The sequence below is a fragment of the Shinella sp. M31 genome, from assembly GCF_049199205.1.
Lineage (GTDB): Bacteria > Pseudomonadota > Alphaproteobacteria > Rhizobiales > Rhizobiaceae > Shinella.
On record NZ_JBLZPH010000045.1, the window covers coordinates 17,087 to 29,046 of the forward strand.

Genomic DNA, 11,960 nt, shown 5'->3' on the forward strand with positions numbered 1-11,960 from the left:
CTGTCATGTGCCAATCTCGCGGGATCGCTTTTAGCGCGGTTTCCCGCGAAAGATCACATCGATACGGTCTTATCAAATTTTTCCCGCCCCGGCCGAAGCCACCTGACGGCAGCGACGGACATAGGGCGGGAACCGATAACGTCAAATATCTAAAGCCGGCGCTAGCGCTGGAAGACGGGAAGGTCGGAGGGTTTTGCACGGCCGCTTTTCAGGCCCAGCCGCTCCCAGGCGAAGGTTTTCGCCGCCGCGGCGGCTGCTTCCTTGGTGGGATAGGTATCCGGCAGCACATAATCCCTGCCCTCGCAGGACAGCATCGCACGGCAACTCATCACATCGAAATGCAGCTGGATATTGGACTGTTCGTTCATCGCATCCTCCTTCGACACAACAGGATAGAATGAGGCTGGCGTCGATAAGTTCCCGATCCTCCCCGTCTTCTCCAAATTCCATCGGTTTCCAGGCGCTGCCGAGGGCTCAACGCAGCAGCCCCTGACCGCCGTCGATCCACAGCGGCACGCCGGTGATGTGGCGGGCCTTGGAGGAAGCAAGGAAGAGGATCGCATCGGCGACTTCCGCTGCCGTGCCCGGTTCGCCGGCGGAAATCGGGATTTGCCCCTGCGGCCACACCACGGGAATGCCGGCCTCATCCGTGCCGCGCTGGCGGGTGTTGTCGTCGATCTCGGTCTCGATGGCGCCGGGGCAGATGGCGTTGACACGGATATGCGACTTGCCGAGTTCGAGGGCGAGTTGCTGCACCATGGCAAGCTGTGCGGCCTTGGTCGCGGAATAGGCGGTGGCGCCCGGCGTGGTGAAGGTGCGCGTGCCGTTGATGGAGGAGACCACGACGATGCTTCCTTCTCCGGCAGCCTTGAGATGCGGCACGGTGAGATGCAGGGTCAGATAGGTTCCGCGCAAGTTTATGGCGATCGTCTCATCCCACTCGGCGGGCTTCAGATCGTCGATCGGCGCCCAGACGCCATTGATGCCGGCATTGGCGATCACGATGTCGAGAGCGCCGAAAGCTCCCACAAGCCGGTCCACTGCCGCCCGCATCGCGGCCTCGTCCGCAATGTCGGCGACCAGCGCGATGGCATCGCCTCCTTGGCCCCGGATGTCGCGCACCACGGCGTCGACCTCCTCCTCCGTGCGGCTCAGCACGCCGACGCTCGCACCATGGCGGGCAAAGGCTTCCGCCGTCGCCTTGCCGATCCCGGACCCGGCCCCCGTCACGAGGGCAACCTTTCCTGCAAAAAGCATGGCGTTTTCTCCGTTGCACAGACCAGCAGGAATGCTTCGTACGCGGTCCTGTTCCGAGATTTCTTGGAACCATGATCCGACCCCGGCGTTTGCCTGAGACATCAAACCAGTTCGCAGGAGTTTTACGTGCGCCAGAAGAAAAAGCCGCTCGCCCGCAAACCCGCCCCCCACACGGATGCCGACACCAGCCACCGCAGCAAGCGCCGCAATTCCTGGGAGCCGCAGGTCATCGTGCCGCATCAGGTAGACCTCCCGCTCGACCAGGGACGCGACGAGATTGCCGTACCCGCAGCGGTCCACGGCCGCAGCCTGTCCAATGGAAGGCTTTGAGGAGGCGATCGGATGCGTGTGAAGGACGTGATGTCCGCCCAGATCGTTACCGCGTCGCCCAATGACACGGCACAGTCCGCCGCCCGTCTGATGGCGGAAACGGAGGTCGGCGCGCTTCCCGTGGAGGTGCCCGGCGTCGGCGCCATCGTCGGCATCATCACCGATCGCGACATCGTTGTTTCGGTGCTGGCGAAGGGGCTTTCGACCTCGACGGGGCTTGCCGAATTCATGACCGTGTCGCCTGAGGTCTGTAACGAGAATGACGAAACGACCACCGTGGCGGCCCGCATGCGCGATCTCGCGGTGCGGCGTCTTGTGGTCGTCAACGATGAGCGGCACGTGGTCGGCATCGTGAGCCTTGTCGATATTCCGGCCGAACCGGCGGTGGAGGGCGTACAATGACGATCTACGCGACGGACAGGCTGTGGGACGAGGCCGTTATCCTCGAGGATGGCGGGCGCGTTTTGCGCGTGCACAGCACGCGGGACGCGCTTCTGTGCCTCAAGAACCATTGGCCAATCGATGACGGCCCTGCTCTTTCAATGGCGACCAGCGTTGGCGAGCAGGGGCTGACCAGCGACGACGACCCGGCCTTTGCCCGCCGGGCCTTCATAGAGGCCGCCAAGGAAGCCGGCTTTAGCGTGAACACGTGGACGACGGCATAGACCGTCGCCGCATTCGAAGGGACATATCACCGTGCAAGACGACGAACGCCAGGAATGGATCAACAAACGCGCCTACAGTTTATGGGAGGCCGATGGCCGCCAACATGGCAAGGACAGGGAGCACTGGGAACAGGCCGTGCGTGAGCGCGACGAGTTCGAGAAAGTCGTGCTCCCCGAACATCTGCTCACGAAGCGCAATTCGGTCGAAGCCGACGCCGAAACCCGCAAGGCGGTCGCCTCGACCCGGCAGCCCCGGCCGAAACGCGAGACGAAGAGCCCTTTGTCGCGCCCCGCAGTGATCTGAAAGGAAAGACCATGCCCTCCATCAAGCAAGCCCGCATCCTCATTCTCGCCACCGACGGTTACGAACGCTCCGAACTGCGCGTACCCCTCGAGGAGTTGAAAAAACGCGGGGCGGCGGTGACCATCGCCTCGCTCGAAAAGCGCCCGATCAAGAGCTGGGACAAGAAGGATTGGGGCGACACCGTCGATGTCGACCTGACGGCCGCGGATGTCTCGACGACCGACTTCGACGCGCTCGTATTGCCTGGCGGCCAGATCAACCCCGACCTGCTGCGCAAAGACGAGACGGCGATGCGCGTCGTGCGGGACTTCCTCGCCTCCGGCAAGGTGGTCGCGGCGATTTGCCATGCGCCATGGCTGCTGGTCGAGGCCGACGCGTTGCGCGGCCGCAAGGCGACGTCCTATCCTTCCATCAAGACGGATGTCATCAATGCCGGCGCCGAATGGCGCGACGAGAAGGTGGTGACAGACCAGGGCATCATCACTTCACGCTCCCCCGAGGATCTCGACGCCTTCGTGGCAAAAATCGTGGAAGAGATCGAAGAAGGCCGCCACGACCGTCGCGCGGCCTGATCCGCCAGATAACCTGCCTAGAGCATTTCCAGCCGAACGACATCGCTTCGGCGTCGGATAATGCGGTAAAAACAAGATTCTAAAGCACTTCCGGTGAACCCGTGTTCACCGGAAGTGCTTTAGGCCGGCGGTTGCGCATCGCGCGCCGCCGGCATTTTTTTGCCTGCGCGGCGCCGGGCATTGCGGCGGTTTTCGAGGAAGCGCAGCAGCCGCTCCTCCTCCGCGCGCAGCCCTTTGATGGCGAGCGGCGGGCGGCGCATCGCGCGCTGCAGCATTTCCGGCGTCTCGGCGAGCGCGATGACATCGGGGTGGATGTAGCTCGACCGGGCGATGGACGGCGTATTGTGCAGAGCTTCGGAGGCGGCGGTCGCCATCGCCTTGATCGTCGGCCGTCCGCCGTCTTCGATGGCATGGCGGGCCATGGCGAAGGCAGCGAGGCTTCCCGCCCAGGTGCGGAATGTCTTGGCCGACACAGCGGTGCCAGCGATTTGGGCGAGATAGCCGTTGAGCCGGCCGGAATCGATCGGGCGCACCAAGTTCGTCTCGTCCTTCCAGACGAAGAGCTGCCGGCCCGGCAGATCGGCGCTGTCTTCCAGGATACGCTGCAGGCGCGGATGTTTGAGCGTGCGGCGCACGCGCTTGCCGCCCTTGGCGGTGAAGCGCAGCTCGATACGCCCATCGGCCAGTGTGACATGGCGCTTCAACAGCGTGGTCGCGCCATAGGTCTTGTTTTCCTCCGCATAGGTGCGGTTGCCGACGCGCAGCTGCGCCTCGTCGAGCAGCACGGTGATCGCCGCCAGCATCGTATCGACCGTGCCGGGCGCACCCTCCAGATCACGCCGCACCGCGCGGCGGATTTTCGGCAGCGCCCGGCCGAAAGCGATGAGCTGGCCGAACTTGTCGCCGCTCTTCAACGCCTGCCAGTCCGCGTGGTAGCGATACTGCTTTCGCCCGCGCGCATCGTAACCGGTCGCCTGGAGGTGACCGTTGTCCTGAATGCAGATCCAGACATTCTCATAGGCCGGCGGCAGGCCCAGCGCCGAGATGCGCGCCTTGAGCGCCGCATCCCGCACGAGGGCGCCATCCGGCAGACGGTAGCAAAAGCTGCGGCCTGCACGCTGACGCCGAATCCCGGGTTCGCTGTCGGAGACATAGACGAGACCGGTTTGCGAAAGCGTGTCAGGTGCCATGGCGGACCGTCAGTTCACAGGTTCGAAGACGGCGATGCTCGCGCCATAGACCGTGGCCGGGCTTTCCGCCGCGTGTTCGGCGAACGCATCGTCCGCAGCCCCGGTATCCAGCACGCGTTTCCAGGCCGTGATGCCGTTCACCGCGGGGAGCTTCACGGTGCAGTCGCCGCCGGCATTGCAGACGAGGAAGAGCTGATCCAGACCTTCGCCGTTCGCCGGCTTCGACAGGAAAAGCCCCAGCGCGCGCAGATTGCCGTCCGTCCAGGCGGCATCGGTCATGAAGCCGCCGTCCGGCGTGTACCAGGCGATCTCGATCGAACCGTCCTCTGCCGCATCGCCGGTCAGGAAACGTTCCTGACGCAGCGCCGGATGCGCCTTGCGGAATGCGATCGCGCCCTTGCAGAAATTCAGGAAGGGATCGTCCAGCCCGCCCCAGTCCGTCCAGCCGATCTCGTTGTCCTGGCAATAGGCGTTGTTGTTGCCACCCTGGCTGTTGCCGAGTTCGTCGCCGCCGAGCAGCATCGGTACGCCCTGGCTCAGCATCAGCGTCGCGATCATGTTGCGGCGCCGACGGTCGCGGGCGGCGATGATGTCGGCGTTGTCGGTCACGCCTTCAGCACCCAGATTGTGCGAGTGGTTATCGGAGTGGCCGTCGCGGTTGTCCTCGCCATTGGCCTCGTTGTGCTTGCCGTCATAGGAGACGGTGTCCATGAGCGTGAAGCCGTCATGGGCGCTAATCAGGTTGACCGAGGAGGTCGCACCGCGATCGGAATGGTTGAATTGCGGCGCCGAACCGGTCAGGCGCGAGGCAAGCCCGGCGACCAGACCGCCATCGCCCTTCCAGAACCGGCGCACATCGTCGCGATACTTGTCGTTCCATTCGCGGAACGGATAGGGGAAACCACCGACCTGGTAACCGCCGTCGCCGACATCCCAGGGCTCGGCGATCAACTTGACGCCCGACAGGATCGGGTCCTGCCGGATGGCATCGAAGAAAGCGCCGTCGCGGTCGAATTCGATATGACGCGTGCGGCCGAGCGTGCTGGCCAGGTCGAAGCGGAACCCGTCGACATGCATGGCGCTGACCCAGTAGCGCAGGCTGTCCAGCACCATACGCAGCACCATGGGATGGGCGATGTTGACGGTGTTGCCGGTGCCGGTCGTGTCATAAGAATGACGCGGATCGTCCGGCGACAGGCGATAATAGCTCAGATTGTCGAGGCCGCGGAAGCTGAGGGTGGGGCCGCGCTCGGAGCCTTCGGCCGTATGGTTATAGACCACATCCATGATGACCTCGATGCCGGCGGCATGGAAGCGCTTCACCATGGTCTTGAATTCGGTGATGGCCTTGCCGGAGAGGAAACGCGGCTGCGGCGCGAAGAAGCCCAGTGTCTGGTAGCCCCAATAGTTGCGCAGGCCCTTTTCGAGCAGGTAGCGGTCATCCGGGAAATACTGGATCGGCAGAAGCTCGATGGCGGAAATGCCCAGGTCGACGAGATGCTCGATGATCGCGTCGCTCGCCATGCCCATGAAGGTGCCGCGAAGCTCCTCCGGCACGCCGGGATGCGTCATCGTCATGCCGCGCACATGGGCTTCATAGATGATCGTATCGGTCCAGGGCCGGCGGATGGCGGCGTCGCCCGCCCAGTCGAATTCCGGATCCTGCACCACGCCCTTGACCATGAAGGGCGCACTGTCGCGCTCGTCGAAGGAGAGATCCTCCGCCGCATCGCCGATCTTGTAGCCATAGAGCGCATCGTCCCACTGGATTTCGCCGAGAACCTGCTTGGCATAGGGATCGAGCAGCAATTTGTTCGGGTTGAAACGATGACCGGCCTGCGGGTCATAGGGTCCATGCGCGCGGTAACCATATACGGTGCCCGGTTTAAGGCCAGCGATATAGCCTGACCAGATGTCACCTTCACGCTTGGGCAAGACCAGACGCGCCGTTTCTTCTTTCCCATCGGGGGAAAACAGACACAGTTCGATCTGCTCCGCATGTGCTGAGAATACCGCGAAATGCGTGCCGTCGCCGGTGAATTCGGCGCCAAGCTCCGGCTTCATGAAGTCGAGTTCGGAAAAAGAATAACTCATGCAATGCGTCCCCTTCGAGTGAGCAGATAGCCTCCCCGGATAGAGCTGCGACAGGCTGCAGCCATGGCCTTCTCACGTCCAGCGGTTCTCCACCGGACCGTTTGCAGGGCGCGAAAAGACAATGGTGCAACGCGAAAAGGTGCTGATTGTTCCGGAACAATTTGCTGTTCGCCCGGTTCCGATCCTGTCGAATGAGAGAGGATGCACATGACGGAACCATCGATGACGCAGCGCAGCTGGGGGCCGGTTTTGGAGCAGGACGGCGGCGTCACGTTTCGCCTCTGGGCACCGGCGGAAGTGGCAGTCACGCTTCTGATCGAAGGCCGCGAAATTCCCATGCAGCGCACGGACGACGGCTGGCATAAGCGCAGAACGGAGGCAACGGCCGGTGACCGCTACGCCTTCCGCCTTGACGACGGCACAACACTGCCGGACCCGGCCGCCCACGCCCAGCTGGACGATGTGCACGGCTCCTCGCTCGTCGTCGATCATGGCGCCTATGTCTGGCAGCATCCCGACTGGACGGGGCGCCCCTGGGCGGAGACGGTTCTCTACGAACTGCATATCGGCACCTTCACGCCGGAAGGCACACTTCGCGCCGCAATCGACCGCCTGCCGCACCTGCACGCGCTCGGCATTACCGCCATAGAGCTCATGCCCGTTGCCCAGTTCGCAGGGCGGCGCGGCTGGGGTTACGATGGCGTGCTGCTTCATGCGCCGCATCCCGCCTATGGAACGCCCGACGAGCTGAAGGCCTTTGTCGACGCGGCGCATGGTCAGGGCATGATGGTACTGCTCGACGTCGTCTATAATCACTTCGGGCCTGTCGGAAACATGTTGCCGCGCATTGCGCCTGACTTCTTCCATCCCGAACGGCATACGCCGTGGGGTGCGGCCATCGCGTTCGACGAGCCGGCCGTGCGGCGCTACTTCATCGAAAATGCGCTGCAATGGGTTGTCGATTACCGCTTCGACGGGCTGCGGCTCGATGCGACAGAGCAGATCGAGGACGACAGCGAGACGCATCTTCTGATCGAGCTTGCGGAAACCGTGCGGGCAGCGGCCCCGGGCCGATACATTCACCTTGCCGTGGAGGACCAGCACAGCCGCAAGAGCCTGCTGAACCGCGACGGCGGCATCGTCAGGCACTACACCGCCGGCTGGAATGATGAATTCCACCATGCCCTGCATATCGTCGCGACCGGCGAGACCGGTGGGTATTACAAGAATTTCCTCGACGATACGATCGGCACGATCCGGGAAGCCACCGCCAAGGGCTTCGTCCGTGCAGACCGCGCCAAGGATCGCGTTGGTCCTGCACCGCAGGATCCGCTCCCGCCGGACGTCAACATCAACTTCCTGCAGAACCACGACCAGATCGGCAACCGCGCCTTCGGCGACCGGTTGGAAAACCAGACCGATCCCGATCTGCTCAAGGTCATGACGGCGCTGCTGATCCTGTCCCCGCCGGTTCCCCTCCTCTTCATGGGTGAGGAATATGGCGAGGTGCGGCCCTTCCAGTTCTTCGCCGATTTCGAGGGGGAGCTTGCCGATGCGACGAAAGCGGGGCGCGAGGCGGAAGCCGAGAAATTCGGCGGCATGCCGGAAGACAAGACCATGGCCGACCTGCCCGATCCGCTCTCGGAAGACACCTTTGAGCGCTCCAAGCTCGACTGGTCGCGCGCCGCAACGCCCGAAGGCCGGCAGCGGATGGCATTTCTCCGCGAGTTGATCGGCCTGCGCCAGCGGCATATCGCACCGCTGCTGAAGTCAGGGACAGTCGAACCGCATATCCTGCCTGCCGATGATGGCATCGTCGCCATCGACTGGCGTTCGCCCGGCGGAACGCTCCTCCTTCGCGCCAATCTGGTGGAGCAGAACGGAGCACCCTCCCCCTTGCCCGGCGAAACGATCTACAGCTTTTTCCCGGGCGCCGGGACCGGCCCGTGGATATCCGTCGCCTTCGACAGGACACAGCGGATTTCGGAACCAAAAGTGCCCTCGACTGTTCCTACGGAAATGGTTTTCGAGAGGTCCCCATGCATATCGGCGACATCATGACCCGCAATGTCCATCTCGTCCGCCCGGAGGAGACGCTGCAATATGCCGCAAGTCTCATGGCGGAATGGGACATCGCCTTCTTGCCGGTCGCCGATGCCAGTGGTCTCGTCGGGACGCTGACGGACCGTGACATCATCCTGCGCGCCGTTGCTCCCGGCTTCGATGCCGAGACCACCAAGGTCTCCGACATCATGACCACCAACATCACCTATTGTTATGAAGACGAGGAGCCTGCCGGCGTGCTCGCCAACATGCAGTCGCTGCACCTGCGCCGCCTCGCTGTGCTCGACCGCCAGAACCGCCTTTCCGGCGTCGTGTCGCGGACGGATTTCAAGCGCCACCAGATCTGAGCATTTTCTTGTTTTTCCACATTTCCGGACGCAATACCGCTTCGCGCTTTTGCTGGGAATGCTTTAGCCGAGAACGCCCTTTGCCAGATGGCCGACATCCCTGATGTCCTCGAGAAAGAGGGATTGCTGGCGCGTGCGTTCGGCTTCGTCGGGCAGGCGCAGCAGGAACGAGGGGTGGATGGTCGGGTAGAGCACGACATTGTCCTCCATTGCAATCGGACGGCTGCGCACCTGGCTGAGCGGACGCCGGTCGCCCGTCAGCGCATAAAGGGCGGTTGCGCCGAGGGCGATGATAATCCGCGGTTTGACGAGATCGATTTCCTTGGTCAGCCACCAGCGGCAATGATCGATCTCGCCGCGGTTCGGCTTTTCATGGATGCGGCGCTTGCCGCGTGGCTGGTATTTGAAATGCTTGACGGCATTGGTGAGGTAGAGCGTCTCGCGCGCCAGGCCGGCCTCCTTTAGCACGCCATCCAGCACTTTCCCGGCCGGGCCGACGAAGGGGCGGCCGGCAAGGTCTTCCTGATCGCCCGGCTGCTCGCCGACCATCATCATCGTCGCTGCCTCCGGCCCTTCGCCGAAAACGGTCTGCGTCGCCGTGCAATGCAGCGGGCAGCGCGTGCAGTGCCGCGCCTCTTCGCGCAGGCCCTCCAGCGTGCCGGCCTCGGCAAAACCGGTGGACGGCATTGCCTGTGCGGCCTCCTGAAGCCGGTAGTGGAATGTCGGCGGATCGCTGGCCGCCCGCTCGGCCATGGCGCGCACATTGGCCTCCGCATTGGCGATCAGCTCGGGAATAAGGGACGCCTCGGGCAGGTTGCGCCAGTATTTCTTCGGCATTTCCGCCTGCATGGCCTTGGTCTTCAACCGCGCCGGATTGAAGATGCTGGCATAATAGGTGCGCCAGAGCGCGTCGGTCGGATCGCCATGGCCGGGATCTTCGCCCGGCCGCATGTCGGCGATCAGGCTTTCGCCATCCCAGCTCGCCGTGCCCTTGGGCGTGGCGATGATCCAGTCCATATCGGCAAAGCGCCGGCGGAAGAACGGCGCGGTGCGGGCGACGACGAAATGTGTCGGCTCGAACCAGGCGAAGAACCGCCGGCGGCCGTCCGCCTCGCCCGCGATTTCCTTGAACCGCACGAAGGCCGTCATCTTGTGGCTGTCGCGCGCGACGTTCTTGGCGAGCAGCCGCGCCCAGGCGACATCCTTGTCCGCCGTCAGTTCCAGCAGGCGCCGGTCGGATTGCAGGCGCCAGAGCAGGCGGTAGAGCAGATGGAAGCGCCCCGGTTCCGTATGGCACACAACCGCCTCGGCCAGCGGCAGGAAGGCCTGCGGCACCACGAGCGGTGCGGCGCTAGCATCGGGCGGCGGCAGTTCCGGCACCGTGCTGGCCTCGAAGAGTTCTATGTCGCCCTTTATGCGCCAGTCCACCTCGCGCGGCGAGATGCCGGCGGAGGCAAGCGCGCGGGCGGCGTCGCGCCATTCGGAAAAATCACCGCGGGCGAGAAGCGGGATCGTCCACATCACAGCAACGAAAGCTGTTCCGGCTTGCGCGCGAAGAGCGTCTTCAAGTCGGCGCGGTCGGCAAGCTTCAGCGGCGTCCAGCCCTCCGCCTCGATGAAGGCCTTCACCTTGCGCACCGACACGCCGAGCCGCGCCATATCCTCCAGCCGCAGGCGGCGGAAGCGGCGGCTGGAGAGGATGGCATCGACCGTCTTCGTGCCGAAGCCCGGCACGCGCAGCAGGGTCTCCTTCGCCGCCCGGTTGACGTCGACGGGAAAATCCTGCCGGTTGGCAAGCGCCCAGGCGAGCTTGGGGTCCATGTCGAGATCCAGCATGCCGCCGGTCGCGGCGGTGATCTCGTCCACGCCGAACCCGTAGAAGCGGTAGAGCCAGTCGGCCTGGTAGAGCCGATGCTCGCGCACCAGCGGCGGCTTGATGAGCGGCAGCGCGCGCGAGGCGTCCGGAATGGGACTGAAGGCGGAATAATAGACGCGCTTCAGGCCATAGCTGCCATAGAGCCGGGCACTGGTCTTCAGGATGGTCGCATCGTCGGCGCCATCGGCACCGACGATCATCTGCGTGCTCTGGCCGCCCGGCACGAAACGCTTGCGGCGCTTGCTCTGCAAGGTTGGGTCATCGGCCGCCTCGATCTTGCGGCGCAGGTCCCCCATGGCGCGGCGGATGCCCTCGGGACGCTTTTCCGGCGCGAAACGGCCGATGCCGGCGTCCGTCGGCAGTTCGATATTGAGCGACAGGCGATCGGCATAGAGCCCCGCCTCCTCGATCAATTCGGGTGCCGCATCGGGGATGGACTTGAGGTGGATATAGCCGCGAAAACCATGCACCACGCGCAGGTCCTTCGCCACTCGCACCATTTCACCCATCGTATGATCGGGCGAGCGGATGATGCCCGAGGAGAGAAACAGGCCCTCGATATAGTTGCGCCGGTAGAATTCCAGCGTCAGCCAGACCACCTCCTCCGGCGTGAATCGCGCGCGCTCCACATTACTCGAGGAGCGGTTGATGCAATAGGCGCAGTCGAAGATGCAGAAATTGGTGAGCAGGATCTTCAGCAGCGAAATGCAGCGCCCGTCCGGCGCATAGGCGTGGCAAATGCCCGCTCCTTCGGTCGAGCCGAGGCCGCCGCTCTCTACAGAGTCGCGTTTGACGGTTCCACTCGACGCGCAGGAGGCATCGTATTTGGCGGCATCCGACAGGATGGCCAAGCGTTGCTGCAGCGATTTCTTCATGTCTGTTCACTATATGTTCTTGTTTTCGCTGTCAAGCACCGGATTTGCGTACCGCAGCGTATGGAACTTTTTCCGCCATCCCTGATTGTATGGAGAGGAACACCGGAAGGAGGTTCGTCATGGAAAACGTTCACAATTGGCCGATGCCCGTCGTGGTCACCAACGACGAAGCACAATCCTTCGTGGTCGTGCGCAGCTCTCTCGAAGCGGCTGCCTATCTCCTGGAGTTCTGGCCGAAGCAACATGGCGATGCGTTCTTCAATGCCATTCGCATCTGCGCCGATGCGCTTGACGGCGACGTCGAGGACGAGGATGTACGCGACGCCTTTCTGGCGGCCGCCTACGATGCGAATATCGCCATCAACGTTCACTGAGGCGGCGCGGCCG

The 11,960-nt window shown here is 63.6% G+C and carries 14 protein-coding genes; 8 read left to right on the forward strand and 6 right to left on the reverse strand.

The window, feature by feature from the left end:
- Positions 1 to 161: 161 nt before the first annotated feature.
- Both ACOZKU_RS06545 and ACOZKU_RS06550 read right to left on the reverse strand, forming a co-directional pair.
- Entirely contained in the window at positions 162 to 368 is a 207-nt protein-coding gene (locus ACOZKU_RS06545; protein ID WP_421578166.1) for a hypothetical protein, read from the reverse strand.
- A gap of 106 nt (positions 369 to 474) precedes the next feature.
- Positions 475 to 1,257 (reverse strand): SDR family oxidoreductase, encoded by a 783-nt coding sequence (locus tag ACOZKU_RS06550; protein ID WP_421578167.1) that lies wholly within the window; start codon positions 1,255 to 1,257, stop codon positions 475 to 477.
- Positions 1,258 to 1,383: 126 nt separating this feature from the next.
- Here ACOZKU_RS06550 and ACOZKU_RS06555 point away from each other — a divergent pair, with 126 nt between their 5' ends.
- From ACOZKU_RS06555 to ACOZKU_RS06575, 5 genes are read left to right on the forward strand one after another with little or no spacing between them, the layout of a single operon-like run.
- Positions 1,384 to 1,587 (forward strand): hypothetical protein, encoded by a 204-nt coding sequence (locus ACOZKU_RS06555; protein WP_314093317.1) that lies wholly within the window; start codon positions 1,384 to 1,386, stop codon positions 1,585 to 1,587.
- Between the two features lie 12 nt (positions 1,588 to 1,599).
- A complete protein-coding gene (locus ACOZKU_RS06560) occupies positions 1,600 to 1,989 on the forward strand; it encodes a CBS domain-containing protein (protein ID WP_314093316.1) in 390 nt (129 codons plus the stop codon).
- Between the two features lie 2 nt (positions 1,990 to 1,991).
- A complete protein-coding gene (locus ACOZKU_RS06565; RefSeq protein ID WP_421578190.1) occupies positions 1,992 to 2,252 on the forward strand; it encodes a DUF982 domain-containing protein in 261 nt (86 codons plus the stop codon).
- A 31-nt stretch (positions 2,253 to 2,283) separates the two neighbouring features.
- Complete coding sequence (locus ACOZKU_RS06570; RefSeq protein WP_314093313.1) at positions 2,284 to 2,556, forward strand: DUF2934 domain-containing protein; 273 nt, start codon at positions 2,284 to 2,286, stop codon at positions 2,554 to 2,556.
- An 11-nt stretch (positions 2,557 to 2,567) separates the two neighbouring features.
- Positions 2,568 to 3,128: a type 1 glutamine amidotransferase domain-containing protein gene (locus ACOZKU_RS06575; RefSeq protein ID WP_421578168.1), complete on the forward strand. Its 561-nt coding sequence runs from the start codon at positions 2,568 to 2,570 to the stop codon at positions 3,126 to 3,128.
- A 119-nt stretch (positions 3,129 to 3,247) separates the two neighbouring features.
- Here ACOZKU_RS06575 and ACOZKU_RS06580 read toward each other — a convergent pair whose 3' ends face one another.
- On the reverse strand, positions 3,248 to 4,318 hold the full coding sequence (locus ACOZKU_RS06580) for a DNA topoisomerase IB (RefSeq protein WP_421578169.1): 1,071 nt from the start codon (positions 4,316 to 4,318) through the stop codon (positions 3,248 to 3,250).
- Positions 4,319 to 4,327: 9 nt separating this feature from the next.
- Positions 4,328 to 6,412, reverse strand: coding sequence for a glycogen debranching protein GlgX (gene glgX / locus ACOZKU_RS06585; RefSeq protein ID WP_421578170.1), 2,085 nt, complete (start codon positions 6,410 to 6,412; stop codon positions 4,328 to 4,330).
- Between the two features lie 207 nt (positions 6,413 to 6,619).
- Here glgX and treZ point away from each other — a divergent pair, with 207 nt between their 5' ends.
- Positions 6,620 to 8,473 carry a malto-oligosyltrehalose trehalohydrolase gene (treZ, locus tag ACOZKU_RS06590; RefSeq protein WP_421578171.1) on the forward strand — a complete coding sequence of 618 codons (1,854 nt, stop codon included), beginning with the start codon at positions 6,620 to 6,622 and terminating at the stop codon, positions 8,471 to 8,473.
- The gene (locus ACOZKU_RS06595) at positions 8,452 to 8,823 is read left to right on the forward strand and encodes a CBS domain-containing protein (RefSeq protein ID WP_314093305.1); all 372 of its coding nucleotides are present in this window, start codon (positions 8,452 to 8,454) and stop codon (positions 8,821 to 8,823) included. Before treZ ends, ACOZKU_RS06595 begins: the two co-directional genes overlap by 22 nt.
- 63 nt (positions 8,824 to 8,886) lie before the next feature.
- On the opposite strand, the gene ACOZKU_RS06600 is transcribed toward ACOZKU_RS06595, so the two are convergent.
- Both ACOZKU_RS06600 and ACOZKU_RS06605 read right to left on the reverse strand, forming a co-directional pair.
- Positions 8,887 to 10,344: a UdgX family uracil-DNA binding protein gene (locus ACOZKU_RS06600; protein WP_421578172.1), complete on the reverse strand. Its 1,458-nt coding sequence runs from the start codon at positions 10,342 to 10,344 to the stop codon at positions 8,887 to 8,889.
- Positions 10,344 to 11,573, reverse strand: a complete 1,230-nt coding sequence (locus tag ACOZKU_RS06605; RefSeq protein WP_421578173.1) for a putative DNA modification/repair radical SAM protein — start codon at positions 11,571 to 11,573, stop codon at positions 10,344 to 10,346. Before ACOZKU_RS06605 ends, ACOZKU_RS06600 begins: the two co-directional genes overlap by 1 nt.
- A gap of 119 nt (positions 11,574 to 11,692) precedes the next feature.
- On the opposite strand from ACOZKU_RS06605, the gene ACOZKU_RS06610 reads away from it, so the two are divergent.
- Positions 11,693 to 11,947, forward strand: coding sequence for a DUF982 domain-containing protein (locus tag ACOZKU_RS06610; RefSeq protein ID WP_421578174.1), 255 nt, complete (start codon positions 11,693 to 11,695; stop codon positions 11,945 to 11,947).
- Positions 11,948 to 11,960 lie beyond the last annotated feature (13 nt).